The sequence below is a fragment of the Peribacillus sp. NJ11 genome (assembly GCF_030348405.1).
Lineage (GTDB): Bacteria > Bacillota > Bacilli > Bacillales > DSM-1321 > Peribacillus.
In genome coordinates this window covers 4,626,602-4,652,421 of the sequence record NZ_JAUCFO010000001.1, presented here as the reverse complement: position 1 = coordinate 4,652,421, position 25,820 = coordinate 4,626,602, and the positions used below count along the sequence as shown (strand labels likewise).

The following is a 25,820-nucleotide window of genomic DNA, read 5'->3' as shown; positions in this document are numbered from 1 at the left end:
GCTTTACAAACATATGATACTATGCAATCATTAATTCATTACATTGGAAGGAAAAGGTACCTCATACAATGAAGCAGTAATCTTATCTAATAAACAGTAAATCTAAATCTATTTCACTGGGTGTAAACGGTTAGGATGTTCAATGGAAGTACGCTTGTTAGCTCTCCTGATATTGGTGAGTAAAGTGAGCATCACTTTTTCATTTGAACAAGATTCTTTTTAGATACCCTTGTGAGATTTTAATGATTATGTTTAGAGATGGGATTCGTCTGTTCGTTTATAGGTACTAATTCATATACAAATACTTTTTCCGTTATCGAAATCGGAGAGGTATATTTGGTTTATGTATATTAATTTAGTAACAGGCGATCTCTCTCTAGAAAAATAGAGGGGGATTTTTCATGTTATTTTTAAAAGCTAATGATTTAAAGAAAAGCTACGGGAATCGTGAAGTCATTTCCGTTGATTCACTTCATCTATACAGTCATGACCGTATTGGCTTGGTTGGTAAAAATGGAGAGGGTAAAACGACTCTGCTTTCTATTTTGGCAGGCGTTAAGGAACCTGATTCCGGTTATATAGAGAGCTATGGGACAGTCAGTTATATCCCACAGATAGAAGAAACTGAACAAGAAATAAGCGGGGAGTTAACGAGCATATGGAAACTGCCCAATGAGAATCAAGAAATGGTAAGTGGCGGCGAACGTACTCGAAGAAAAATTGCCGCAGCGCTGACTTCCAATGCGAATGTATTGATCGCGGATGAACCTACCAGCCATTTAGATGTATTCGGAATTGAACAATTGGAAAAGGATTTAAAGTCATTTAATGGCGCTATATTGCTTACTTCACATGATCAATCATTTTTAAATAATCTGTGTACGACAATATGGGAAGTTGAGAAAGGCAAAGTTACTGTATTTGAAGGGAATTACGAAGCGTATACCTCACAAAAGCAAGCAAAAACAGAAAAGGAAAATAAGGAATATGAAGAGTATACTCGCGAAAAGAATAGGTTGAAACAGGCTGCACAAAACCTCCAAGCCAAATCTGATTCAATCAGGAAAGCCCCTAAACGAATGGGCAATTCAGAAGCAAGGCTCCATAAACGCAGCTCTGGAAAACAGAAGGCGAAATTGAACCGTTCTGCTGAAGCGATTGAAACTCGAATCGATAAGTTAGCAAAAAAAGAAAAACCTAAGGAAGATACCCCCATCATTTTTGATATTTCAGAATTTCCATCTCTGCACAGCAAAAGGGTCATTCGATTTAATGGCTGTTCCCTGAGCGTCGGATCTAGAATGCTGAAACAACATATTTATGGAGATGTACCCCTAGCATGCAGACTCGCCATCAATGGTCAAAATGGTTCAGGAAAAACCACATTGCTGAAAAAGATAGTGGAACGACATGCAGGTTTATATGTTGCGAAGCCAGCAAAGGTAGGTTTTTTTGCACAACAACAAGAAAATTTGAATGAAAGTAAAACGGTACTTGAAAATGTTTTGGAGGAGAGTCCCTACAATCAAGCCTTTATTCGCACAGTATTATCACGATTAGCTTTTAAAGGAAATGACGTTCACAAACAAGTAACAGTCTTAAGCGGTGGGGAAAGAGTCAGGGCTTCTTTAGCAAAAGTTTTTTTGGGAAACTATAATGTACTGGTTTTGGATGAACCAACAAACTACTTGGATATTCATACTAAAGAGGCTTTAACCGAAGTGTTAAAAGCATATCCAGGAACCATCATTTTTGTGACTCATGATCGTTCATTGATTCAATCACTTGCAACACATGCACTTTCATTTGAAGATGAAACTCCGAGAGTAAGGGCTGTAAATCATGAATCAACAAATTTGAATACGGGCAAGGAAGGTCATCAAGATAAACAGGCTGAATTCCTTATGATTGAAGTGCAAATCATCGAGACACTAGGAAAACTGTCCAGCGTTATGAATGAAGAGGAAAAAGAGGAATTGGATAGGGAATTCCTACAACTCTTGAAAAAGAAAAAGGAGCTTGAAGGTTAAATGCAATCCATTAAAAGGCCCATCTCATTCGAGAAGGGCCTTTTAATGGATAAAAAGCTATAGTAAGTAAAGAATTTGGTTCCTCAAAACATGAAGGTGAAAAACGGTTAGGGAATGTTAAAATTAACCAGATACTTTAAGGACTTAGCAATAACTAATGATGATACGTACGGGGGAGAAGGGAAGAGTGCGATTAGAATCGGTTCTCCGTATCCTGCCACGGACAGAATCATGATCAAAACAACTGAAGAGAAATATATATTGTTCACTTCGAATGCCGTTTCACTTAAGAACAGATTAACATCATTTATTAATGAAAGTACGACGGTCTCGTTCTGTTACTATTAAGTAAACGATAGATTTATAGTTTACACTAAAGCTTAAAAGCTGTTAAATAAGGAAGATATAATTAGTAGACAGATTTAAAAGTGTATTCGATTTATTAAAAGGGTGGGGGCATCTATTGGCAAATAGTCTGCACCATTATGGCATTCGGGTAGAGGTTGCAAAAGATAATAATGATTTAAGGTACATGATTACAGAAAAAGGGATACCAATTCAAGATGCTTGTCTTAGGAATCCCGATCACTAGGCAAGGTGTGTGAAGCAGATGGAAATTAACGATACTGATAAAAAAACCTTAGAGATATTAATGCAAAATGGTCGACTTCGTATTCGGATAGATATAGGAAAAGAACTAAATCTATCACGCAATGTTGTACGTGATCGTGTGCAGCAACTAATGGAAAAGGGTGTTATTGAAAAAATCAGCGCTGTTGTCAACGCTGAAGCTGTAGGTAAAAAAGTATCGGCCTTTTTTGAAGTGGATTGCGAACCTGCAGACTTAGTGAAAGTTGCAGAAAAACTAGCTAAAAATCCAAATGTTGCAAGTTGTTACAGGACCTAGTACTTTACATATGCACGTTTTAGTTGAGGACTTTTCTTCCTTGGAATTCTTTATCAATATTGAACTATACGGAATAGAAGGTATTTCTCGAGTGGAAAGTCATATTTTACTACGTCGTTTCAAAAGCAGATCAGGATTAAAACTATAATAAACTCTTCTTATAATCGGGGAGTTTATTTTTTTTAAGTGATTTTATTGAAAATTAAAAACTTTTGTAAAAAAATGTTTTGTTTTTCCGGAAAATAGTATATAGTTATTTTGAAATCGTGCAATTGTTAATAAAAAATTGCATTTTAATTAACAAACGTTAGAAAAAACATTTTTTTCGTTCGTTTTGTTATTTTTTACTTGGAAATGAGTGATATTACGTTTAAAGGGAGGGGTATTATAATGGCTTTACAGTTAGATCCACATTATTCACCTTACACATCACAACGAAATGTAGTATATGCCAAGAATGGAATGGTCGCTACGTCTCAGCCTTTAGCTGCACAAGCAGGGTTAGATATTTTGAAAAAAGGCGGTAATGCTATTGATGCAGCCATTGCAACAGCTGCTTGTTTGACAGTAGTAGAGCCTACCTCAAACGGAATTGGGGGGGACGCTTTTGCGCTTGTTTGGACTAAAGGACAATTACACGGACTAAATGCAAGCGGTCCAGCACCTATGAATATCTCTATAGAGAAGGTAAAAGAAAATGGACACGAAAGTATGCCAAAGTACGGCTGGCTGCCGGTAACTGTACCAGGTGCTCCGGCAGCTTGGGTAGAATTATCAAAACGTTTTGGCAGACTACCGCTTTTAGAAGTTATGAAGCCAGCAATTGAATATGCTGCAAACGGCTTTCCTATTTCACCTACGCTAGGTCGCTTTTGGAAAAAGGCATTTGAACAATATAAACAGGAATGTACAGGAGCAGAGTTCGAAGCTTGGTTTGAGACCTTTGCTCCTAAGGAACGAGCACCTGAAGTCGGAGAAATATGGTCGTCTCTTGACCACGCTGACACACTAGAAGAAATCGCAAGAACAAACGGAGAAAGCTTTTACAAAGGGGCACTTGCAGAAAAAATTGCAGCAGCTTCTGCGACTTACGGGGGCTATTTAACAAAAGATGATTTAGGAAACTTTAAACCAGAGTGGGTTGATCCCATTAAGGTAAACTATCGCGGCTATGATGTTTGGGAAATCCCACCAAATGGACAAGGTATCGTAGCTCTTATGGCACTAAACATACTAAAAGGATTTGATTTTACAGCAAAAGAAGAAACAAATACATACCACAAACAAATCGAAGCAATGAAACTTGCTTATACTTGCGGCAAGCAATACATTACAGACCCTAAGCATATGGGTGTAACTGCAGAAGAGCTATTAAGTACTTCGTATGGCCAGCAGCGTCAAGCACAGATTGGAAGTGAAGCATGCATGCCGGCTCCAGGTGTACCGCCACGTGGAGGAACAGTGTACCTTGCAACAGCAGACGGAGAGGGCAACATGGTATCTTTTATCCAAAGTAATTACATGGGCTTCGGTTCTGCGGTTGTAGTACCCGGAACAGGAATTGCCTTACAAAACCGAGGACATGATTTCAGCCTTGATCCTACTCATTATAACTGCCTTAAGGGCGGTAAGAAAACATACCATACGATTATTCCAGGATTTTTAACGAAGGATAATCAACCTGTTGGACCATTCGGTGTAATGGGAGGATATATGCAGCCGCAAGGGCATGTTCAAGTCATTATGAATACAATAGATTTTCACTTACATCCTCAAGCTGCTTTAGATGCACCAAGATGGCAGTGGAAGAATGAAAAAACAGTTGAAGTAGAAAAAACATTCCCATCCCACATTGCAGAAGAATTAGTACGAAAAGGACATGATATTAAAGTGGCGGTAGACTCAGGTTCGTTTGGACGGGGTCAAATTATATGGCGAAATCCTGAAACAGGTGTACTGATTGGTGGCACAGAATCAAGGACAGATGGGGCAATTGCCAGTTGGTAATCCACAGTAAAGGATTAATTTCATTAAACAACTAGACATTTTTATCGCGTTTTTCGCAGCAGCATGCTTGGATATAGTGGGGGACCTACAACGATTCCTCTCGTTCAAAAAGAGGTAGTAGAGCGATTAAATAGATGACAATGAGGAATTTGGCGAAGTGTTAGGGATTGGATATACGTTACCTGGTCCAATCGCAACAAAGATGGAAATCTACATCGGATTTCAAGAAGGTGGATACCTTGGCTCATTCCTGGCAGCAGTATTTGCAACAGTTGCTCCGTCTCTAATACTCATGCTAACTCTAATGGTTCTTCTGTATAAATTTGGAACTTATCCGCAAGTTAAACGCATGACGCTTATGTTAAACCGACAATTGCGGTGCTTCTTGGAATGATGGCATTTCAATCATTCTATTAATCTTACTTTCAAATAGGAATAGGCAGTTATTTATTAAAGAAAAAAAGTGAAAGTACACCCTGGATTAGTAGTATTTGCTTCACTCATATATGGTGCTATCAATTTGTAGTGTAATCTCTAGAGTCTCTATTTATAGGCTCTACAGATTACACAATAGGGTATGTTCTTAAACCCTACTACTAAAATCACAGATGAGTATTACACTTTATATTCATAATTATCAAAACTTAAAGCGCTTTCATTTTTAAATTATGATAAAAAATCCAGCCGTATTGATCTTAATTAAAATTAATAAAGTCTATTGTGCTTCCTTATCTAAGTTGTCTCATGTATTGAACCAATATCATTTTATTATCAAAAAAGGATGTGTTTACTGTTATGAAATTAAAATGGGTTGTTATAGCTTTTTTGTCTGTTCTTTACTTGATTAACTTTACAGATAAGGCGATTATCGGGTACGCAGCTATTCCTATTATGGAAGATTTGGATCTAAATTATGGTCAATGGGGTATAGTTGGAAGCAGCTTCTTTTGGTTCTTTTCAATAATGTCTATAGTTGGAGCTGCATTGTCAGATCGAATTGGAACGGGTAAAATGCTCGTTTTCATGGCTATTGGTTTGTCAATAGTACAGTTTGGAGCATTGACAATTTACGGGTTGCCAATGCTAGTTATGTGTCGTGTCCTTCTAGGTGCAATTGAAGGACCGTTTCATGCAACTGCTATTAGCCATATAAGCAAACATTTCGTTCCTGAACAGCGAGGCCTTGCGATTTCCATTATGAATACAGGAAGCATGCTCGCTAAATTTATGGTCCCTATTCTTATTTACATGATTGGAATTTATGGTTGGCGAATGGTAATGGTTTTTTTAGGAGTATTAAGCCTGGTTTGGGCAGTTCTGTGGCTATTAACTTTTAAAGGGAAAAATGAGGGAAATATAGTGAAAAGTGAATCTACCATAGTTTCCGAAAAAGTAAAATGGTCAGAGATATATCCACTTTTTCTATCTTCAACTTTTATCTTTACTTGCCTTGCTCTATTCATGGCTTACTGGATTCTCACATGGTCGTTTATATGGATGCCGACCTATCTTGTTAAAATTGTGCATTTAACACAAACACAGATGGGCTATGCAGTTATGTTCATAGGTCTTGGTTCTGCTATTGGTGGTATACTTATCTCATTTATCTCAGATCGGTTACTTAAAAAGACAAAAAATCTTCGAAAATCCCGTGTGCTTGTTGCTGGACCATCTCTAATATTAGCAGCTGTATGCTTTTACTCTACAACATTAATCCAAAATGAATTTGGAGCAATTATTGCCTTATTTTTGGGAATGGCGTTTGTAAATGGTATGTTCCCACTTGCACCCCAGATTGTGAATCACTTACTTCCTGAACGAAGAGGATTAATGTCGGGTGTTTTGCTAGGGCTTGCAAACTTGTCAGGAATTATTGGCCCAGCTGTAACAGGTTTTGTTGTCCAATCTGCAGGCGATAACATTAAGACCGGATTTAATTACTCTGTTATAATGACTGCCACTTTATTATTAATTGCCAGTCTTATTTTCAGCATTTTTACTAAACCTGATAAACCCGTTAAAAAAATATCATCATCTTCTAAAGTTGTAAATTTATAGAAATTCAAAAAAGGAAAGCTAACAACCGACCTTTCCAAAAACCGTCTGGTAACGGCGGTTCAATTAAGTTAAATCCAGAATAGAATATCTTTCATAGACGCTTTAGTGCCCTTGACGATTCCAATAGGAATTATCGAGGGTTTTTGTGTAGCGTTCTGGTGCAAAACCTTCACAACAAGTGCAAATTAATCTTTAAATCTGAACATACTGATACTAATCTAAAAGAGATGTGGATCAAATATGGCAATGAAAATTTGTTTAAGTGAAAGCATTATCAGCCTGAAAATATATTCATCTGACTGTTAGATGGTACTACAGTAATGGGATTCCGATTTGGGTGGAACTGACAGAGACAAAAATGTTGGGGTATCCCCTCAAGAGGTAAGGCCCAGTATAACTCTTGCGTAAAGTCTATCGTTTAGTTTGCAAATCGTAGACAAACACTTGACAACAGAAAGGACGAATAAATAGAGGAATTTGGGTCCTTAAAGCACCTGTTTTTTTGTAGTAAATCCACGGGGAAAAGAGACAATTTTATACGTATAGTAAGATCAATGATGTGCAGAGTACTAGTAGTGAAGGTTTGAATTAGGACATCAAATAGGAATGCCAATTTTGATAAGCATTCCTATTCCTATTCATTTAGATTTTGCTACTGTTGCTCTCGTTTTCCGGTTTCTTTATGATGGAATATGCAAGGTATCCTATTAAGCCCATGAACAATCCGGTGCCACCTACAATATAAATCATTGTAAACACTTTTCCGAAGTTTGTCTGCGGTTCAAAACTCGGGTGCCCAACCGTGCTAAGAGTGACAACACAGAAGTAAAGGGATTCAATTACAGTTAAACCTTCCTGCTTAACATAGAAGATGGTGCCGGAAAATAACATAACCATGACCAATACGAAAAGAACTTGGAAGTTCTTCAATTTAAAAGCGGACCAAAGCGCTTTTAAGAACGTTTCAAGGTGAGGATAAATGAAATCATTGGTAATCGCTTTTCTTTTCGGTTTCAATACAAGTAGTAAATGTTATTCGTCTTGATTAGTTAATCATTCTACTATACAGGAAGCCAGTTCAGATTTACAAAAAAAACGTTTTCATTTTGGTCTGGTTTGAACAAGGACTTTGATTGAGTCTCAATTTTATTATTGTCTAATTGGGAATGAATGATAGGGGATAAAGTAAGAAGGGAGCCGATCATGAAACCACGTATTACTGTCATTACATTAGGTGTGGATGACTTGGAAAAATCACTGGAATTCTATCGGGATGGCCTGGGGTTTCAAACAGAAGGGATAGTGGGCAAAGAATTTGAGCATGGCGCCGTTGCCTTTTTCAATCTACAAGCTGGCCTTAAGCTTGCCATATGGGGTCGAGAGGATATAGCACATGAGGCCAAGGTCACTTTGTCCCTGGCAAGTCCTACTGAATTTACCATTGGTCACAATGTAGGTAGCAAGGAAGAAGTGGATATCGTATTGGAACAAGCAAGAAAAGCTGGCGCGATTATAACCGATCCGGCACATGACACTTTCTGGGGAGGATACTCTGCACACTTTCAAGACCCGGATGGACACCTATGGGAAGTAGTTTGGAATCCGCAGTGGGACATCAACGAATAATGTATTCAGTGTTGGAAGCACCATCTCCAAATCTAGGGGATTAATGCAGAAAGCAAACAGGTTAATAAAATGAAACAAGCACTTTACCTAGAGGTTAAGTGCTTGTTTTTTATTAATGAATTCCCTGCTTTTTGCAATCATTTCTTTATTCTTTTCAATCGCTTCGTTATTACTGTATTTCATCTGCGCATTAACGGTATCGTTATCTTCCATGTATTCAAGCAGCAAGTCTACAGCTTTGTCCATCAGTCTTTCGATGGGGATATTTCTTTCTTCAACCAGATTAGTAAGTCTATTATTCAAATACGGATTGAGTGTAATGTTTATTGGTTTTCTCGTTTCGGAATTAATAGGTCGTTCCACCTTTAGTCTTTTTATCAATTATATACCTACAATTGAAGGTAAACAAATATTAATGCAGGGATATGTATGTAGGAATGGGCTTGTACAGAATCGAAAGAATCAGAGAGCATAAAGGAACCCCCCAATCATGGGATGTATATTTAAAAAAGAGTGGGTGACGCTTTTTATTCTAAACATTCTGATGAAAATATAGATTTGCCTATTTTGTCATAGTCATTAATTGCTGAATCACTTTTTCACGTAAGTCTTCATCCAACGGGGCTATATTGAAAAGTTCTGAGTAATAAAGACCATCAATTGCCAATCGAATAATGGTTGCTGTTATCGGATCAATATTATCCTGTTCCACTTTCTTTTGAACATATTGATACCTTTGTGAAATGCTCTCAGATAAATCGGGATTTAACATGGAGGCAGCAATTATTCCAATATTCAATTCGGCGTTATGTTCCAAATCCCATTTGGAAACTTCGATTAATGCACGACACCATTTACCTTTTTCAATAGGGTCTACGTTCTCTGCATGCTCATTAAACCGTATATTGAATTTTTCGAAAATACATTCCGCTAAACCGATCATCAAAGCTTCCTTACTTGGGAAGTGATATAATAATCCACCTTTGCTGACTCCTGCTTGTTTTGCCACAGAGTCTAAAGTTAATGAATTAAAATCATTTTGGAGAATGAATTCTGTTGCAGATTTTAAGATATGTTGACGCTTGATACTGGCTTTTGATTCCATATGGTTCGCTCCTTATAAAACAACTGACCAGACGGTCTTTTATTTATTATACCTTTAGATGTTTTTTCATCAAATTGGTTCCAAAAATAATAGCGTGTAAAAAGCTGGGGAAATCATTGAATAACGTACACTCACGCATTTTAAGAACATTTTAGAGAAGTAGGGCTGTAATGTGCAATAGTAATAGTCTTAAGAGTATAAAAAGTTCCATTGTTAAAAGGAATCCATGAAAGGGTGAAGCTAAGCCAAATAAATGTGGCATTAAAGGGTCACTCAAGATTATGATTCTTCGGAATTTTAAATTATACTAAGGTTCATGGCAGTAGCGAAAAATACTGGCATAAAAATAAAAACAAGAACACAGGTAAGCCATAACAAACAACTAATTAACTAGCTGATCATGATATAAAAGGGGAGAAAAAACATGCAAAGAGTCAATCTAACTGAAGATCTTAGTCTTTCGCGCATTGTTCACGGTATGTGGAGATTGGCAGATTGGAAACTTTCCAACGAGGAAATCCTATCTCTTATTGAACATGGAATGGATCGGGGGGTCACTACATACGATCACGCTGATATATATGGTAGCTATACATGTGAGGGGATTTTTGGGAACGCACTTTCATTAAAGCCATCTTTACGCGATAAAATGGAGATTGTCACAAAATGTGGCATAGTCATCCGATCAGAAAACCGTCCTTCTCATAAAAGTCACCATTACAATACCGATAAAACTCACATAATAAAGTCTGTTGAACAATCTCTTATAAATCTTAAAACTGATTATATTGATTTATTACTTATCCATCGTCCGGATCCCCTAATGGACCCGGCGGAAACGGCTGAAGCATTTAATCAATTAAAAGAATCAGGAAAGGTCCGTAACTTTGGAGTATCGAACTTCAAAAAAACGCAATGGGATATGCTTCAATCTTACCTTGATTTTCCTCTTGTGACGAATCAACTGGAACTTTCTGCATACAATCTTGAAAACTTCGAAGACGGAACCATTAACTTATGTCAGGAAATGAGAGTGGCTCCGATGGCATGGTCACCGCTTGCAGGAGGAAGCATCTTTGAGGAATCGAATGAAAAGGCTGTCCGCTTAAGAAAAACGTTAGAAATCGTAAAAGAGGAAATCGGTGCTAAAGGAATAGATGAAGTTATGTATGCATGGCTGTTGAGACATCCTGCAAAAATCGTTCCTATCGTTGGGTCCGGTAAGAAAGAACGTCTGGACAGCGCCATTGATTCACTAAACCTTAGCATGAAAAAAGAACAGTGGTTTAACATTTTAACTAGCTCGATGGGACATGATATCCCGTAATGGTCTATATATTTGCACAAGAATCCTTTGCCTAGATCAATGGGGACTTCCGTAAGGAGGTCCCCATTCTTAAACTGCAACAAACAACTGGGAATCATCTCTCCATTTATATTGGGAATCGTTTATACCAATCTTCTAATGACATCTCCCCAAAACTTTCTTCAAAGTCCAACCTTAATGGAGCAATCAATTCAAGGACATTTCCGTCTGGGTCATCAAAATAAACGGCAGCATGAGCTTGAGGGTTATTATCGAGAACTAAAGGCTGCTGTCCTTCCGTAAAATTAAAGAATGGGCGAATGTCAATTCCTCTATCTTTCAGCCAATCCTTCGCAGATGGCATGTCACCTAAATCAATTTGTAAAGCCACATGACGGATGGAAGGATGATAGGGGATTTCCACTTGGTCCGTTTTCCAAAGACCAAGCCAACTTTTCCCTTTCTCAAGCCAGAAGAAAACGACCCTCTCGCTTCGATAGGCAAGCTCTAATTCAAGTTTGTGGTAAAAATCAATCGACCTTTGCAAATCTGATACTGGTAAATGTGCTTCATAGAGACCTTTGATCATCTTGAACTCCCTTCAGAACAAATGTTTTGTTGGTGAATTAGAAATGAATACTTTATATGTGGAAGCTAAAAGCCGGTAATCCGAAAAAGCATCCCGATAATTCCGCAGAAATGTAATACACCATGCTAAGTGAAATAAGCATGCCAATGGAAAAGCTACTCCATGTACTTTTCTGACTAAAGTAAACTAAAAGGATAGCAGAAATGGTTCCAATTATCATGATCAAACGGAAAAGAAGGATAGGGTTGTAAGGAGGAAATGACAAAGTCATTAATACTTCCTTATTTCTCCCGATTCTCCATTCCTTATTCATAATATACTAAAAAATACAAATATGGGCGATGTTAGTTTATCGTAATTGACATTACCATTTTCATAAGTTCTTGGGGAACGTGATGGACTACCACTTGCAAGCATGATTTTGGTGAATGTTTTTTAGCTACTAATAAGATTCTAGCGTTATAATAAAAATAATATTTCATTTTAGAGGTGAAACAACATGAAAATCGGTGTTATAGGCTCAAAGTATTTTTTGGAATCCTTATCTGTCCACTTTCCCATGTTTCCTGAGGTTCAATTCATTTCCTTTCAATATGATATGCCGGAAGAAACAAGTCTATTAATTGAAAATGCGGGCAAACAAACCGATCTAGTACTGTTTTCAGGTTCCATCCCTTTTTATTATGGATACGAACAAGTTAAACGGAATTTAATAGAAGCTATCTATGTCCCTTTTGATGAATTGACAGTTGCGCTTTCGTTGTTATCGATTTCTCATAGGGAACAGGTTACTATAAACGAAATCTCAATCGATTTACCGGACAAAAACCGGTTAATGAGGGTATTGGAAGAATCAGAAATCGCAGAAAAACCCCTTTATGTGAAGGATTACCCTTGGATATACAAGAGGGAAGAAGATACCCAGATCCTAAACATAGCAGAATTCGTTCAATTCCACAGAAATATGCATAAGGAAGGAAAAACCCATTTCGCACTAACGAGCATTCATGCTGTTTATCAGGAGCTTCAAAGGCTATCAATTCCTTGTAGATATATGGTTCAGCCCAAACATACTTTAATGGACAGTCTCACAAAAGGTATTTCCTTGTTGAAGCTAAAGAAAACGGAAGAATCCCAGATTGCTGTCATTTCCATTCAAGATTATCAACAAAATCTTAAAGAAAGTGATCTATTTTTAAATTTTTTACAGAAAGTGAGTAAGAGATTACAGGCTCGTGTTTCTCTTGAATACTTAAATCCACATTTGATTTATACTACACGCGGAGCATTGCAGGCGTTTGAATCAGAAATTTATGATGAAATCATCGGACAAATGGAACAAGAGTTTCAAACTTTCTTCCAAATTGGCATTGGATTTGGATATACGATTCAAGAGGCGGAAAAACATTCGGCACAAGCATTATTTTTTACCAATAAATTTCTAAAGAGAAAAACAGTAGCTTGCTTAGTTGATGAAGATCAAAAACTTCAGGGACCATTATTTGAAGGAAATCGACAGGTGGAATTGAAAAATGAAGATGAATCCATTCAAAAACTAGCCAGGGAACTAAAAATGAGTGCGAAAAATATAAAAATGATTCATCAGTTCATTTCGATAAATTATTTTCGGGCTTTTTCTGCAGCAGAGCTGGAGGAATACATGAGCTGTACCAGAAGATCGGCAGAAAGATTCGTTAAAAGACTCACTGAAGGAGGCTGTCTCAACAAAATTGGAGAGGAACACCCATATGGGCAAGGAAGACCTCGGAATTTATATGTACCTGCGGAAAAATTCAAGAAAATTACTGAAAATTAAATTTTCAGACTTTACAGAAAAAGTAGATTGGTATATATTGTTTTTATTAACGACATATAGCGACAGTGAAGGGGGAGGTTAGTTTTGTTTATTGAACGTTGTGAAATTCATGCCACTCATTTGCCATTAAAAGAGCCATTTGTCATTTCCTATGAAACATACAAGCATATGCCCTCTATTATCGTAAAATTAATAGCTGATAACGGGATGGTGGGATATGGGGAGGCAGTGCCTGATGAACATGTGACTGGGGAAACGTTTTATGCGACATTCGAAGTACTGAAGCATGTCCTGTTACCGGTTGTAAAACAGGAAAATCCTTTTAATTTAGAAAAGATACACGATATCATGAATTCTGCCATCATTGGAAACCCCTCCGCAAAAGCGGCCATTGATATAGCTTGCTATGACTTGATGGGGAAATATACCAAATTACCGATTTATGATTTATTAGGTGGGAAATTCCATGAATCCCTCTCTTTCGCTAAGGTTTTAAGTATTGACGAACCGGGGATTATGGCTGAAAAAGCACAGGAAGCCGTCGACCAAGGTTATAGTTCATTAAAACTTAAGGTCGGTTGGGATATTGACTCAGATGTGGAACGGATTGCTGCGGTTCGACAACAAGTCGGGAAGAAGGTTCCAATTCGGGTCGATGCCAATCAAGGATGGGGAACTTATGCCAATGCACTTCCAGCAGTGAAGGCTCTGGAACCATTTAACCTTTCATGGTTGGAACAGCCGATTAGAATGGGGGACATTGACGGTCTTGCAAAGCTTAAGGAAAAAACGACCATACCACTTATGGCTGATGAAAGCATCCATCACGGAACCCATTTACAAGAAATCATTAAAAAGAATGCCGTAGATATAATCAATATTAAACTAATGAAATGCGGCGGAATCTATCAGGCTATCCAATTGGCAAAAACAGCAGAATTTGCAGGAATCAGCTGCCAAATCGGTTCAATGGTAGAATCATCAATCGGGTCCGCAGCAGGGTACCATACAGCCATTTCACGAAAAAACATTACCAGTACTGAATTGACGGGTCCTCTGCTATTCAGTCTCGATATTGGAAATCTTGATTATGAAATTCCATACGTCCATCTAACAAAGGAACCTGGGCTTGGAATAATAATTAACGAGGAAATTCTTGAGCAATTAACCATAAAAAAAGAACAGGTTTAAATATAATTCGTACATGATGAGGTGAATGGATGGAAACCGAAAAAAATAGTGTACCGGTCAAGAAAAAGACAAGGTTGAAAGTACCGCATACATACACGCTTATCTTCATCATAATCATCTTGGCAGGACTAGCCTCGTATGTAATTCCGGCCGGTGAATTTGACCGGGTTGAAGATAAAGAATCGGGTAGAATGCTTGTAGTCGACGGAAGCTATCATGCTATTGAACAAGACCCTGTGAGCTTCTTTGACCTTTTCACCTCCATTCCATTGGGATTGGAAAAGGGAGCCCAAATTATTTTTTACATTTTTCTTGTAAGTGGTGCATTCGGGATCATACGCACTACTGGGGCCATTGAAGCGGGGGTCTACAAAGGGGTCCGATCACTTGAGGGGAGGGAGAAGCTTTTAATTCCGTTGAGTATGCTGATTTTTTCAATTGGCGGTTTTAGCATGGGGATGGCAGAAGAGACCATCATCTTTGTACCAATTGGTATCGCTATAGCAAGGGCGATGGGCTTTGATGCAGTTACTGGAACGGCCATGATTACACTTGGGGCAGCCAGCGGGTTTTTCGGAGGCATGCTCAATCCCTTTACGGTCGGGGTGGCACAATCACTGGCTGAAGTACCTTTATTCTCTGGAATCGGTTTTCGCTTTGCAGTCTATATTTTTGTACTGGCATTTGCCATTTGGTATGTTAGCCGTTATGCAAATAAGGTAAAGCTGAATCCTGAAAAAAGCGTAATCTACGATATTGAACAAAAAGAAAAACGCACGGTTGGTTTGGTCGATTTCCCTGAATTGACGGCGCGTCACAAGCTAGTCTTCATAGCGATGATCTTTGGGCTGGCTTTTAACATTTATGGCGTGTTTAAATGGGGTTGGTTTTTAACCGAGCTCACCGCTTCATTTTTGATTATGGGTATCGTTAGCGGGCTTGTCGGCGGTTTACAGCTTGGGAAAATATTCGATTCATTTATCGAGGGAGCCAAAGCGGTAACATTTGGGGCATTGATCGTCGGCTTTGCAAGGGCTATAACAGTAGTGCTGGAAGAAGGGAAAATCATAGATTCATTGGTCTTCATGGCGGCGTCCGGGATAAGTCATTTACCGCAAACGTTGAATGTCGTAGGCATGTTCTTCACCCAAGCAATCCTGAACTTATTCATTTCTTCGGGTAGCGGACAAGCTGCGGCAACAATGCCGATCATGGTTCCCATTACGGATATATTGGGTTTGGAAAGACAGCTTGCCGTACTTGCCTTCCAATATGGGGATTCGGTTACGAATTCCATCATCCCAACGTCATCAGCGTTAATGGGATATTTGGCCATCGCTGGGATTCCCTATGAGCGATGGGTAAAATTCATTTGGAAATTAATTCTCGGGTGGACTTTGATTGCTTGCATCGCATTAATTGCAGCAGTGGCCCTCGGTATCTCCTGAGAGAATAAGGAGTGGTTTGATGAAGGAATTATTGAATGAAATTAAACCTCAAGTTTTGGAGATTTTCCACCATCTTCATGAGAATCCTGAAGTGAGCTGGAATGAATATCAGACTACAGCTTATATTTCAGAGATTCTCATGAAAAGCGATCTTGAGGTGACAAGTTTTGGGGATATGCCTGGGATCGTGGGCAATTGGTATCCAAAGGAAGGGCGAAATAAGTTAACGGTCGGATTGCGGGCTGATATGGATGCTCTCCTTCAGGAGGTCGACGGGACAATACGTGCCAACCACTCATGTGGGCACGATGCTCACATGACGATTGTATTGGGTGTCTTGCTGTTATTAAGAAAAATGAAGACCAATCTTCCTGGTACGTTGAAGTTTATTTTTCAGCCTGCCGAGGAAGTTGGTGAAGGTGCTTTAAAGATGATTGAAAAACAGGTATTGGATGATATTGATTTTCTCTATGGTCTTCATTTGCGCCCCATACAGGAAATTAAGCATGGACAAGCTGCTTCAGGAATCATTCACGGGTCAGCCGATACAGTGTTCGGTGAGATTCACGGATTTGACGGGCATGGTGCCAGACCCCATTTGACTTTAAATGCCATTGAAGTGATCACTGACATCGTTGAACAGCTTAAAGGAATACGGCTAAACCCGCAATTATCCTATTCAGTAAAAATGACACAGGTTTCTGCAGGAGGGGAAAATGCGAATATTATACCTGGGTCCTCCAAGTTCAGTCTTGACTTACGCGCCCAAACGAATGAAGCGATGGATGAATTGATCGAGAAGGTGGACGATGTCTTGACGAAAATGTCGGTCTTCCATCAATGTCAAATTAGCTTCAAGCACAAAGAAAGAGTTTATGCCGCATGCATTGACCAAGAAGCGGAACGATTTATGGAGAAGGCAATCGAAAAAACCTTAGGGGCTAAAGGGCTCGTTAAGCCCATCATTACCCCCGGCGGGGAGGATTTCCATTTTTATACAAAGGAAAGACCTGCAATCAAAGCCACGATGCTTGGAGTGGGCTGCGATTTAAAGCCAGGGTTACACCATCCCAACATGGCATTTAATCAGGAAGCCATTTTCACAGGTATTGAAATATTAACCAGGGCAGTCATTGAAACCTTTTCTAAATATAACAAGTAAAAAAGTCACCACTAAATTTCTAGCCCGCTAAGTTCTCCGAAAATGCTTAAATTGCTAGGAATTAGACTTATTTTTGTTATTAAAGTTAGTGGCCTTTGCTAATTAAAGATTGGTCTTGGCAGAGAATTTTTTTGAACACATTAACGTTAGGTCACCAAATTGTAATTTTACTTTCTTCAAATTAAATATTCAACAATCGGGCTTTTTAATTGAGGAAAGATTACAAAGATGATTCAACTTAATATAAGAAGAGCGTGTTTTGATCAAACTCTTTTTCAAAACACGCTCTTTCTTTTTGTTCGTTTAGGTTATTAGTATTAGTTTGATCAAACATTATACAAAAGCAACATTAGACGCTGGTTTAATTATGGTTAATTACAATGGTATTACACTTCCAGTTCGGTCAAATACTAAACGGTAAAATTTGCATCAGAACTCTTATGACAGTCGTTTTTCCATTTCTGTTATTGAAGCACGTGCAGACATTTTTAATGTTGGAACCTCCTGATCATTCAAGCCAGTAGCAATGACAATTACTATAATTTCATCTTTTAAGTTTTCATTAATAACAGAACCGAAAATCATATTTAACTCTGAGTCTGCCGCAGAAGTAACAATATTTGCTGCCTCTTGTACTTCATATAGACTTATATTGGCGCCTGTGAGTTTCATTAGCACACCTTGGGCTCCGTCGATGGAAGTGTTAAGTAAAGGACTGGAAATGGCTTTCTTTGCAGCTTCCGCAGCGCGATGTTTACCTGTTGCTCTGCCAATGCCTATTAAGGCAGACCCTTTATTGGACATGATTGTTTTCACGTCTGCAAAATCAATGTTGATTAAACCTGGTACAGCAATTAAATCCGATATACCTTGGATACTTTGGCGAATAACATTATCCGCTTCAAGAAATGCTTCAAGAATGGGTGTATTTTTATGTAAAATCTCCAATAAGCGATCGTTTGGAATAACAATTAATGTGTCCACTGCTTTCTTCATTGAGGCGATTCCGCCTGCTGCTTGTGTTGCACGCTTATTGCCCTCAAACGCAAACGGAAGTGTTACAACGCCAATGGTTAGTATGTCAAGCTCACGGGCAATTTGAGCAATAGCAGGGGCAGCACCCGTTCCTATACCGCCGCCCATTCCGGCTGTAACGAGTACCATGTCTGTACCTTTTAATGCTTCTTGGATCTGCTCTTTGCTTTCTTTAACTGCTTGTTTACCTACCTCTGGATTTGCCCCTGATCCTAAACCTTTTGTCAATGTTGCACCGATTTGTATCTTGATCTCTGCTTTTGATAAATTAAGAGCTTGTGCATCTGTATTAACAGCTATAAATTCTACACCTTTAACTCCATGTTCGATCATACGGTTAACGGCGTTATTTCCTCCGCCGCCAATACCAATTACTTTAATGTTGACTGATGAGTTTACACTTGTAACAAACTCCATTTTATAGGACCTCCTAGTCATTGAAATTACCTTGTTCAAATTATTCAAATAAATAGCGGAAACACTCATTCATTTTATTCGAAATGTTTTGTCTTTCTTATATTTAGATTTAGTTAAAGAAAAAGGCATTGTCGTTAGCAGTCCCGTAAAGGAGACTTCTAACGACAATGCCTTTCATTGAACCCTTCCATTCTTTGCAAAAGGTGGGTGGGTTCGATATCCTAAAAAGGTAATCTTTGTTTTTTATTCTAAGGTAATTCCACTTTTAAATCAATATATATACATTATTACAAACAAATACGTATTCATGAAGATGGCTCTGATACAAAAATAATTAAAAGTGTACTAAAATGAGTTTAAAACTGATACTTATTTTCCAAAATATATTATTGGCAATCGCGCGATTGCTGAACAATGAAGAGTCGCTTTTATAGTCGAATCCGAATGGTTCTATAAATAAGTAGATGTAAATAATTAAGAAACCCAGCTAATCTTCTCATGTGAAGGTAGCTGGGTTTTAAAGTTGTATGTGCAAAAATTGGGAAAATATATAACCAAGAACGAGAAGGAGGAAAAACATGGAAGTGAATATGAGTGTTGAAGAAGTCGTGAATCAAATTTCTGAATTAGTAGAAAAAGAAGGGAAGCCACCTCTGAAGAAAGAGGTAAAGAAGTCAAATCCTGAGTTAATGAAAAACGCATTGTATTACTTTCCTAGTTGGGATGATGCAGTAGAACATGGGGATTTCCTTCTTGTCAAAGTCCGCAGTCCAGAAAGAATTGAATGACAGGGTTTTGGTTGAAATTCCCTTTCCGCAAGATGATAAGCTGAAGAGAGAGACTTATTTAATGTATAAGGAAGATTCTTTCTCAAATCCTGCAATTAAGAGATTTATAGATATTTCTCAACAACTATTATCAGAGAATCCCAGCTTTATCTGATAGCGAAAAATATATAATAATATTGAATCGAAACTGATTAATCTAATACCCCTAATTATACGAGTGAAAGGATGGTGTTTTTTTATAGATCCTATCATCTCTAGTGAACTAACACTTTCCGCACAAGAATTACAACGCTTTTTATCTCCAATAGTCCTACAAGAAATCGCCAAACAAATGGTTTTGTACAGCGATCTAGTAAGTATCAAGCAGATGAACTCATCTCTCTTTGTGTTTGGCTCAGCCAAGAAGCGTTCGTACATCACTTGCGCAAATATGTAGTCGATTAGAGGCTTCGACGGGTGTACTATAGAAGAAACTCGTCAAAAAAAAGTCTTTGCTCATTAGAGCAAAGGCTTCTTTATATTCTAAAAAATTTATCATTCTCTGATAATTCAATAATTTTAGCTTCTTCGATTAAACCTTAGTCAATACTTGACACTCTTTCTCTTAAAATAAGGACTATGTATTGTCTCTTTATATCTTTTGATAATTTAAAAATAGTATCAAGTTGGTTAATAAGTAATATAATGAGGCTTTTACGCATATAAAGAAAAAACACTATCCAGATTCTTTAATTAAAAATTCAAAACATAAACAATCAATGTTCTCTTAATAGTCCATACAGAAAATCCTTACTCCGCTTGTGCTTTTATTGTGAGAATTAAGAAAAATGATAGGAAGAAGGTGACAAACATGGAAGCAATCGTCCTAGCCGCTGGATATTCCAGCCGAGCGAATGCATTTAAAATGACTTTGCCGATGGGGCAAATGAGCGTGTTGGAGCAAACGATCTCTAAATTTGAAGGATTATGCAGCAGGGTCATCGTCGTAGCTGGATTTCAAGCGAAAATCATCCAAGAGGAAATTGCCAAAATCATCAGTGAAAATGCCTATTCATTTCAGATCAAGTTTGTTTATAATGAAAACTTTAACCAGGGAATGTTTCATTCCATTCAAAAGGGCTGCAACGAAGTAAATGCCCCAACCTTCTTTATAACACCCGGAGATTGTCCGTTTGTAAAAAAAGAGACTGTTCAGCTACTAGCAAAACACAAAGGAAACGTGGTTATTCCCAGCTTTGACTATAAAGGCGGCCATCCCATTAAATTATCAAGCGAAGTGAAACAGAAAATTCTCGAAACCAATCCAGAGAGTAATTTACGTGTGGTCCTGGGCGGTTACGAAAAGCAATACATGAATGTAGATGATGCGGGAGTATTAATGGATATTGATACACCGGAGGATTACCAAAAAGCCATTGATTATGATAAAGCTTTAAATTTCTCGAAGTAAAAATATAATTAAAATCTACGAAAATCTTGAATAGAAATGAATCATAAAAGATCATTCTCATTTATAAAATCGTAGGAAGAGGTTTCTATTCAGAATATGTCCCTTTAAAAAAATGAGTCGAAGGGTGTTGTTGCAATGAATCTCAAAGACATAAGCACCTCAGTGCCCAAAAAGGACCATAAAGGTAAAGTATCGGGCCAGTTGCCCTATATTAGTGACGTGAAATTGGAAAATATGGTTTATGGTGTTTTGTATCGATCGCCAATTGCTCATGGAAAAATCATATCCATTCAATTACCTAACCTTCCGGAAGGGTATGAAGCTGTTGGAGCAGAGCATATCCCCGGACCGAATTATGTCAAAATTATCAAAGAAGATCAGCCCATTTTTGCCAATGAGTGGGTCAATTATATTGGTGAGCCGATTCTCATGCTCACGGGCAAAGACCTGGATATCCTGTACAGTTTGTTAAATGAAGTGGAGGTTGAATTTGAAGAACATCAGGCTATCTATACATTGGACGAAGCGATCAAGCAAAAATCAGCATCCTTAGTTTTGGCAAGCTATGAATTTGGGGAAAGCTTAGAGAACATTTCAGCTATCGAGCAGGGAGCCCATCAAATCATCGAAGAAGAATATGATACGGGTTATCAGGAGCATGTCTACCTTGAGCCGCAAGGAATGCTCGCCGTTTATAAGGATGATGAAATTGTCGTCCAGGGATCGATGCAATGTCTTTATTATATAAAAAATGCATTGCTAAGCGCGTTAGCCTGTGGTGACGATGAAGTCAGAGTTGTTCAAAGTCCTACCGGCGGCGGTTTTGGCGGCAAAGAAGATTATCCTTCGATGATGGCTTGTCACGTAGCCGTTGCCGCAAGAGCAGTCAAAAAATCGGTAATGCTCGTGTTCGACCGTTCTGAGGATATGCTGGTTACGACGAAAAGACATCCGGCCAAACTCAAATATCGAACGGCCCTTGATAAGGAAGGAAATATTCTGAGCATGTGTGTTGACATCTTTCTCGATGGAGGGGCAAATGTGGGATTGAGCTCTGTCGTGCTGCAGCGCGCATTAATAAACGGTGCCGGTGTTTATAAAATTCCGCATTTTCATGCAAAAGGCTATGTCTTAAAAACCAATACCGTTCCGAACGGCGCCTTCAGAGGCTTTGGTGCTCCACAAAGCTTTGCCGGAATCGAAAGTCATATTGCACATCTTAGTAAACTGGCAAAAATCGACCCGCTTGAATATAAACGAAAATACCTAGTCAAACAAGGAGACCCCACCATCACCAAAGGCAAATTCCGCGACCCGATATTAGTGGAAGAAATGATTGAGGACGTACTCAACGTGTCAGAATACAAAAAGAAAAAAGAAGACTTTCAGCGCTTAAATCAACAAAATCAGCGCTATAAAAAAGGCATAGGAACTTCGTTGTTCCTCCACGGCTGTGGATTTACAGGCAGTGGCGAAAGAGATCATATTAAAGCAACGGTGAAGCTGGTTAAATCAAAGGACGACCAGGTATCACTAAAAATCTCAAACTCTGATATGGGACAAGGTATTTTGACGACGTTGTGTAAAATTGTCGCCAAAGAACTTAACCTCCCGTTCGAAGATATTTTGTACCCTTATCCCGACACAAAAGAGGTTCCCGACTCGGGTCCGACCGTAGCTTCCAGGACGACGATGATTGTCGGAAAATTGCTTGAACGGGCCGCAAAAAAACTTAAGGATCAGTGGCAAACAGGGGTGGAACAGGAAGTAGTTGAGCACTATGTTCACCGTGAAATGATTCCTTGGGACGAGAAAACCTTCACTGGAGATGCCTACCCGGCTTATTCATGGGGCGTTAATATCGTTGAAGTAGAAGTTGATACGTTAACAGGAAATATAAAGTTAGAAAAAGTATACGGCAATTATGAAGTTGGGAAGGTCATCGATGAACGGATTATGAAAGGCCAAATTGACGGTGGTTTGGCTCAAGGGCTAGCATACGGTTATCTAGAAAAGATGACGTCAAACCAAGGTAGAATCCAACAAAAAAGCATATCGGATTATGGACCGCCGACTTCATTGGATGTTGTTTCAATTGAAAGCAAGGTCTTTGATAACCCCTATGCTGATGGTCCATACGGGGCGAAGGGCGCAGGTGAATTGACTTTAATCGGAGGCGCTCCAGCAGTCCAAGCTGCGATCGAGGATGCCCTGCAAACTTCTTTTCAGCAAATTCCGATTACACCGGAAGTCATTATTGAAAGTCTTTGGATGAAAGAAGGTGAAGAGGGTTGATTAAATTCACACTAAATGGAAGAACGGTAGAAACTGACGCCCCTGCTACAGCAAGATTACTAGATTTATTAAGAGATGAGTTTGAGTTAATCGGAACAAAGGAAGGCTGTGGTGAAGGGGAGTGCGGAGCCTGCAGTGTTTTTGTGAATAACCTCCTGCAAAACAGCTGCCTTATTCCAATTGGCTCGATTGCTGGTGCCGATATTCAAACGATCGAAGGCATCATTGAAACGGAACAATTTAAAATTTTAGATGAAAGCTATTCCATAGCCGGGGGAGTGCAATGCGGTTATTGCATACCGGGAATGATTATGGCAAGTGCAGCTTTGTTATCTGAAAATCCTCATCCTTCAGAGGCTGAAATTCGTGAGGGCATCTCCGGAAATCTGTGCCGATGTACGGGCTACAATATGATTGTTGAGGCGATTAACCTAGCAGCTAAAAAAGGTGATGGCTTATGATAGAGAAAATAACAGCGTATCGCTTCGAGGGTTTAGACGAAACTTTGAGCCAATTGAATAGAGATGATTGTGCAATCATAGCCGGAGGCACCGATGTTATGGTTCTTCACAAAAGTAGAAGGGGAGTACCTCCAAAAATCCCTAAACCGATTGTTTTTATTAATCATCTTTCCGAATTAAAGCAGGTGTATCAACATCACAAGGATCTCCACATCGGGGCCTGCTGTACCTATAGTGAATTACTTGAAAATCCGTTGATTCCTTTTGCTTTAAAGAATGCAATTAAAACAATTGCTGCCCCGGCAATTAGAAACCGGGGAACATTAGGCGGTAATATTTGCAACGCCTCTCCAGCCGGTGACATGCTTCCTTTATTATATGTATACAATGCAAAGCTTCTGTTGCGCTCCGTAAATGGTGATCGCATGGTTGCGATTAGCGATTTCATTCAAGGTCCACGACAGGTTCAACGCTTTCACAATGAAATAGTAACGGAGATTATTCTGCCGTTCGTATTAGGAGATTCACATGTCGTTTTCGAGAAAGTCGGTAACCGCAACGCAGATGCCATTGCCAAAGTATCGTTTGCGGGTTTCGTCCGGATAAGCAAAGATCGAATCGATGACATTCGATTTGCCTTCGGGGCGGTCGGACCTACGATGGTTCGTTCCATTGATATTGAGAAGAAGCTGGTTGGAAAAACGATACCATTAGCCGATGCAGACATCGCTGAAATTGTGGCAGCCTTCGATAAGATCATTAGACCAATCGACGATCAACGCTCCACTGCGGCTTACAGAAAAACCGTTGCTTTACATCTTTTACGTTATTTTCTTAGCATGAAGCAATATCAACCGAATTAATGTTTAAAGATAGGGGGGAGCTTTTCATGCAGCTGATGGAAAAAGTGGCCATGCTGACGCGTCAAAACGAAACCTTTGCTTTAGCCATGATTATTGAATCAAAGGGCTCGACTCCCAGGCATGTTGGAAAAATGATTGTCTACCGGGATGGTACCATTGAAGGGACTGTCGGAGGGGGCTTGGCTGAACACTATGTGATCGAAGATAGTGTAAAGGCGATCCAAAATGGCCAATCGAAAATCGTTGAATATAAGTTGAATAAACATGCAAAAGACGGAATTCAGATGAATTGTGGCGGCACGTTACGGGTCTTTATTGAAGTCTATACAAGCAGGCCTGAACTCATTCTGGCTGGGGCCGGTCATTTAGGCCATGCGTTGGCAAAGCTCGCTGATTTCCTCGAATATCCTTATTGCATTGTCGATGATCGCGTTGGTTATTGTACAAAGGAACGCTTTCCGAATGCGACAAACCTTTTTGTGAACGAGGATATTGGAAAGGCTTTGCTCGCAGCCAACCTAAATGAAAAATCATATGTGGTAATTGTTACAAAAGATTGTGATGATATTGTATTAAAAACGGCACTGCAATTTCCGATTGCATATGTTGGGATGGTAGCCAGTAAGCGCAAGGTCATAAGCATATTTGAAAAGTTAAAAAGTGAAGGGGTCACGCAAGAACAGTTGGAGCAGGTCCATTCTCCAATCGGATTGGAAATTGACTCGGAAACATCAGAAGAAATTGCAATCAGTATTATCGGTCAAATCATCAAATTAAGCAAGGAAAAAAAGCCTGTAAAAGTGAAACAATTAAATAGATAAGTAGAAAGGTCATATAAAGCTAAAATAAAAATGTCTAATAGACAATGAGGTCAGTCCCCACTGTGTTAAAGTATAAACTCAGTGGGACTGACCCTTTTTCTTTGATAAAAGCTAGAAGCAGGCCCTTGCTCTTCAGAGTGGGCTTTTTGTCGTTTTGATTAATTCATTAATATGGTAGGAATATTTTACTTTATACGCTACTACTATCATACTATACACAAAAGAAAACTCCGGGAGGGATTTTGTATGGGGATATTAGATGGACTTATGGGAAACGGGTTCTGGTGCAAAGAATACATCTATTGGAAAGAGGTATATAGATTCCTATAGAATAAGCTATTATGCAGCCATTCCAAATAATGATGAATGAACTTCACTTGATTTTGGACAGACTTGTTCTGTAAAGTAAGCTGTCCTTTTTTAATGATATGCATCGCTCTATGGA

At 38.8% G+C, this 25,820-nt stretch carries 23 protein-coding genes and 4 pseudogenes; 21 read left to right on the top strand and 6 right to left on the bottom strand.

What is annotated here, in order from left to right:
• Window positions 1–401: 401 nt before the first annotated feature.
• From abc-f to QUF86_RS22745, 7 genes and pseudogenes are all read left to right on the top strand, one after another.
• The gene (gene abc-f / locus QUF86_RS22775) at window positions 402–2,030 is read left to right on the top strand and encodes a ribosomal protection-like ABC-F family protein (RefSeq protein ID WP_289335754.1); all 1,629 of its coding nucleotides are present in this window, start codon (window positions 402–404) and stop codon (window positions 2,028–2,030) included.
• Window positions 2,031–2,144: 114 nt separating this feature from the next.
• Complete coding sequence (locus QUF86_RS22770; RefSeq protein WP_289335753.1) at window positions 2,145–2,378, top strand: SunI/YnzG family protein; 234 nt, start codon at window positions 2,145–2,147, stop codon at window positions 2,376–2,378.
• Between the two features lie 115 nt (window positions 2,379–2,493).
• Window positions 2,494–2,622 carry a hypothetical protein gene (locus tag QUF86_RS22765; RefSeq protein ID WP_289335752.1) on the top strand — a complete coding sequence of 43 codons (129 nt, stop codon included), beginning with the start codon at window positions 2,494–2,496 and terminating at the stop codon, window positions 2,620–2,622.
• Between the two features lie 18 nt (window positions 2,623–2,640).
• Window positions 2,641–3,085 (top strand): annotated as a pseudogene (locus QUF86_RS22760) (Lrp/AsnC family transcriptional regulator).
• Window positions 3,086–3,327: 242 nt separating this feature from the next.
• Entirely contained in the window at window positions 3,328–4,944 is a 1,617-nt protein-coding gene (gene ggt, locus QUF86_RS22755; protein ID WP_289316934.1) for a gamma-glutamyltransferase, read from the top strand.
• Window positions 4,945–5,101: 157 nt separating this feature from the next.
• A complete protein-coding gene (locus QUF86_RS28715; RefSeq protein ID WP_353957676.1) occupies window positions 5,102–5,338 on the top strand; it encodes a chromate transporter in 237 nt (78 codons plus the stop codon).
• Window positions 5,339–5,739: 401 nt separating this feature from the next.
• Window positions 5,740–7,002, top strand: coding sequence for an MFS transporter (locus tag QUF86_RS22745; RefSeq protein ID WP_289316933.1), 1,263 nt, complete (start codon window positions 5,740–5,742; stop codon window positions 7,000–7,002).
• 642 nt (window positions 7,003–7,644) lie between these two features.
• Here the strand turns inward: QUF86_RS22745 and QUF86_RS22740 are convergent.
• A pseudogene (locus QUF86_RS22740) lies at window positions 7,645–7,991 on the bottom strand (potassium channel family protein).
• A gap of 214 nt (window positions 7,992–8,205) precedes the next feature.
• Between QUF86_RS22740 and QUF86_RS22735 the strand changes: the two are divergent.
• Complete coding sequence (locus tag QUF86_RS22735; protein ID WP_289335751.1) at window positions 8,206–8,628, top strand: VOC family protein; 423 nt, start codon at window positions 8,206–8,208, stop codon at window positions 8,626–8,628.
• Window positions 8,629–8,715: 87 nt separating this feature from the next.
• Here the strand turns inward: QUF86_RS22735 and QUF86_RS22730 are convergent, their stop codons facing one another.
• Together QUF86_RS22730 and QUF86_RS22725 are read right to left on the bottom strand one after the other, a co-directional pair.
• A complete protein-coding gene (locus QUF86_RS22730; protein WP_289335750.1) occupies window positions 8,716–9,009 on the bottom strand; it encodes a ribbon-helix-helix domain-containing protein in 294 nt (97 codons plus the stop codon).
• A 181-nt stretch (window positions 9,010–9,190) separates the two neighbouring features.
• The gene (locus QUF86_RS22725; protein ID WP_289335749.1) at window positions 9,191–9,733 is read right to left on the bottom strand and encodes a TetR/AcrR family transcriptional regulator; all 543 of its coding nucleotides are present in this window, start codon (window positions 9,731–9,733) and stop codon (window positions 9,191–9,193) included.
• 424 nt (window positions 9,734–10,157) lie between these two features.
• Between QUF86_RS22725 and QUF86_RS22720 the strand changes: the two genes are divergently transcribed.
• On the top strand, window positions 10,158–11,060 hold the full coding sequence (locus QUF86_RS22720) for an aldo/keto reductase (RefSeq protein ID WP_289335747.1): 903 nt from the start codon (window positions 10,158–10,160) through the stop codon (window positions 11,058–11,060).
• A 106-nt stretch (window positions 11,061–11,166) separates the two neighbouring features.
• Here the strand turns inward: QUF86_RS22720 and QUF86_RS22715 are convergent, their stop codons facing one another.
• The gene (locus QUF86_RS22715; protein ID WP_289335746.1) at window positions 11,167–11,628 is read right to left on the bottom strand and encodes a VOC family protein; all 462 of its coding nucleotides are present in this window, start codon (window positions 11,626–11,628) and stop codon (window positions 11,167–11,169) included.
• 499 nt (window positions 11,629–12,127) lie between these two features.
• Between QUF86_RS22715 and QUF86_RS22710 the strand changes: the two genes are divergently transcribed.
• From QUF86_RS22710 to QUF86_RS22695, 4 genes are all read left to right on the top strand, one after another.
• Window positions 12,128–13,444, top strand: a complete 1,317-nt coding sequence (locus QUF86_RS22710) for a MarR family transcriptional regulator (RefSeq protein WP_289335745.1) — start codon at window positions 12,128–12,130, stop codon at window positions 13,442–13,444.
• 84 nt (window positions 13,445–13,528) lie between these two features.
• Window positions 13,529–14,635 carry a mandelate racemase/muconate lactonizing enzyme family protein gene (locus QUF86_RS22705; RefSeq protein ID WP_289335744.1) on the top strand — a complete coding sequence of 369 codons (1,107 nt, stop codon included), beginning with the start codon at window positions 13,529–13,531 and terminating at the stop codon, window positions 14,633–14,635.
• Between the two features lie 29 nt (window positions 14,636–14,664).
• Window positions 14,665–16,083: a YfcC family protein gene (locus QUF86_RS22700; RefSeq protein WP_289316925.1), complete on the top strand. Its 1,419-nt coding sequence runs from the start codon at window positions 14,665–14,667 to the stop codon at window positions 16,081–16,083.
• Window positions 16,084–16,102: 19 nt separating this feature from the next.
• The gene (locus tag QUF86_RS22695) at window positions 16,103–17,245 is read left to right on the top strand and encodes a M20 peptidase aminoacylase family protein (RefSeq protein WP_289335743.1); all 1,143 of its coding nucleotides are present in this window, start codon (window positions 16,103–16,105) and stop codon (window positions 17,243–17,245) included.
• A 438-nt stretch (window positions 17,246–17,683) separates the two neighbouring features.
• Here QUF86_RS22695 and ftsZ read toward each other — a convergent pair whose 3' ends face one another.
• Complete coding sequence (gene ftsZ, locus QUF86_RS22690; RefSeq protein ID WP_289316923.1) at window positions 17,684–18,697, bottom strand: cell division protein FtsZ; 1,014 nt, start codon at window positions 18,695–18,697, stop codon at window positions 17,684–17,686.
• A 578-nt stretch (window positions 18,698–19,275) separates the two neighbouring features.
• Here ftsZ and QUF86_RS22685 point away from each other — a divergent pair.
• The 8 genes and pseudogenes from QUF86_RS22685 (at window position 19,276) to QUF86_RS22655 (ending at window position 25,375) form a co-directional block, all read left to right on the top strand.
• Window positions 19,276–19,485: a hypothetical protein gene (locus QUF86_RS22685; RefSeq protein ID WP_289316922.1), complete on the top strand. Its 210-nt coding sequence runs from the start codon at window positions 19,276–19,278 to the stop codon at window positions 19,483–19,485.
• On the top strand, window positions 19,436–19,639 hold the full coding sequence (locus QUF86_RS28710) for a LysR substrate-binding domain-containing protein (protein ID WP_353957675.1): 204 nt from the start codon (window positions 19,436–19,438) through the stop codon (window positions 19,637–19,639). The genes QUF86_RS22685 and QUF86_RS28710 overlap by 50 nt, the downstream gene beginning before the upstream one ends.
• 84 nt (window positions 19,640–19,723) lie before the next feature.
• Window positions 19,724–19,949, top strand: a pseudogene (locus tag QUF86_RS22680) (IS4 family transposase); the annotation flags it as partial.
• Window positions 19,950–20,335: 386 nt separating this feature from the next.
• A complete protein-coding gene (locus QUF86_RS22675; protein ID WP_289335742.1) occupies window positions 20,336–20,935 on the top strand; it encodes a nucleotidyltransferase family protein in 600 nt (199 codons plus the stop codon).
• A 135-nt stretch (window positions 20,936–21,070) separates the two neighbouring features.
• Window positions 21,071–23,230, top strand: a complete 2,160-nt coding sequence (locus QUF86_RS22670) for a xanthine dehydrogenase family protein molybdopterin-binding subunit (protein ID WP_289335740.1) — start codon at window positions 21,071–21,073, stop codon at window positions 23,228–23,230.
• Window positions 23,227–23,691, top strand: a complete 465-nt coding sequence (locus QUF86_RS22665) for a (2Fe-2S)-binding protein (RefSeq protein WP_034312987.1) — start codon at window positions 23,227–23,229, stop codon at window positions 23,689–23,691. Before QUF86_RS22670 ends, QUF86_RS22665 begins: the two co-directional genes overlap by 4 nt.
• On the top strand, window positions 23,688–24,554 hold the full coding sequence (locus QUF86_RS22660) for an FAD binding domain-containing protein (protein ID WP_289316920.1): 867 nt from the start codon (window positions 23,688–23,690) through the stop codon (window positions 24,552–24,554). The genes QUF86_RS22665 and QUF86_RS22660 overlap by 4 nt, the downstream gene beginning before the upstream one ends.
• Before the next feature lie 26 nt (window positions 24,555–24,580).
• Window positions 24,581–25,375: an XdhC family protein gene (locus QUF86_RS22655; RefSeq protein WP_063234629.1), complete on the top strand. Its 795-nt coding sequence runs from the start codon at window positions 24,581–24,583 to the stop codon at window positions 25,373–25,375.
• 339 nt (window positions 25,376–25,714) lie between these two features.
• Here QUF86_RS22655 and QUF86_RS22650 read toward each other — a convergent pair.
• Window positions 25,715–25,812, bottom strand: a pseudogene (locus QUF86_RS22650) (IS6 family transposase); the annotation flags it as partial.
• Window positions 25,813–25,820 lie beyond the last annotated feature (8 nt).

Excerpts from the sequence above, each read along its gene's own strand:
- abc-f (WP_289335754.1), top strand. The coding sequence starts at position 402 with ATGTTATTTTTAAAAGCTAATGATTTAAAGAAAAGCTACGGGAATCGT.
- QUF86_RS22770 (WP_289335753.1), top strand. The coding sequence starts at position 2,145 with ATGTTAAAATTAACCAGATACTTTAAGGACTTAGCAATAACTAATGAT.
- ggt (WP_289316934.1), top strand. The coding sequence starts at position 3,328 with ATGGCTTTACAGTTAGATCCACATTATTCACCTTACACATCACAACGA.
- QUF86_RS22745 (WP_289316933.1), top strand. The coding sequence starts at position 5,740 with ATGAAATTAAAATGGGTTGTTATAGCTTTTTTGTCTGTTCTTTACTTG.
- QUF86_RS22735 (WP_289335751.1), top strand. The coding sequence starts at position 8,206 with ATGAAACCACGTATTACTGTCATTACATTAGGTGTGGATGACTTGGAA.
- QUF86_RS22725 (WP_289335749.1), bottom strand. The coding sequence starts at position 9,733 with ATGGAATCAAAAGCCAGTATCAAGCGTCAACATATCTTAAAATCTGCA.
- QUF86_RS22720 (WP_289335747.1), top strand. The coding sequence starts at position 10,158 with ATGCAAAGAGTCAATCTAACTGAAGATCTTAGTCTTTCGCGCATTGTT.
- QUF86_RS22715 (WP_289335746.1), bottom strand. The coding sequence starts at position 11,628 with ATGATCAAAGGTCTCTATGAAGCACATTTACCAGTATCAGATTTGCAA.
- QUF86_RS22710 (WP_289335745.1), top strand. The coding sequence starts at position 12,128 with ATGAAAATCGGTGTTATAGGCTCAAAGTATTTTTTGGAATCCTTATCT.
- QUF86_RS22700 (WP_289316925.1), top strand. The coding sequence starts at position 14,665 with ATGGAAACCGAAAAAAATAGTGTACCGGTCAAGAAAAAGACAAGGTTG.
- QUF86_RS22695 (WP_289335743.1), top strand. The coding sequence starts at position 16,103 with ATGAAGGAATTATTGAATGAAATTAAACCTCAAGTTTTGGAGATTTTC.
- ftsZ (WP_289316923.1), bottom strand. The coding sequence starts at position 18,697 with ATGGAGTTTGTTACAAGTGTAAACTCATCAGTCAACATTAAAGTAATT.
- QUF86_RS22685 (WP_289316922.1), top strand. The coding sequence starts at position 19,276 with ATGGAAGTGAATATGAGTGTTGAAGAAGTCGTGAATCAAATTTCTGAA.
- QUF86_RS28710 (WP_353957675.1), top strand. The coding sequence starts at position 19,436 with ATGGGGATTTCCTTCTTGTCAAAGTCCGCAGTCCAGAAAGAATTGAAT.
- QUF86_RS22675 (WP_289335742.1), top strand. The coding sequence starts at position 20,336 with ATGGAAGCAATCGTCCTAGCCGCTGGATATTCCAGCCGAGCGAATGCA.
- QUF86_RS22670 (WP_289335740.1), top strand. The coding sequence starts at position 21,071 with ATGAATCTCAAAGACATAAGCACCTCAGTGCCCAAAAAGGACCATAAA.
- QUF86_RS22660 (WP_289316920.1), top strand. The coding sequence starts at position 23,688 with ATGATAGAGAAAATAACAGCGTATCGCTTCGAGGGTTTAGACGAAACT.
- QUF86_RS22655 (WP_063234629.1), top strand. The coding sequence starts at position 24,581 with ATGCAGCTGATGGAAAAAGTGGCCATGCTGACGCGTCAAAACGAAACC.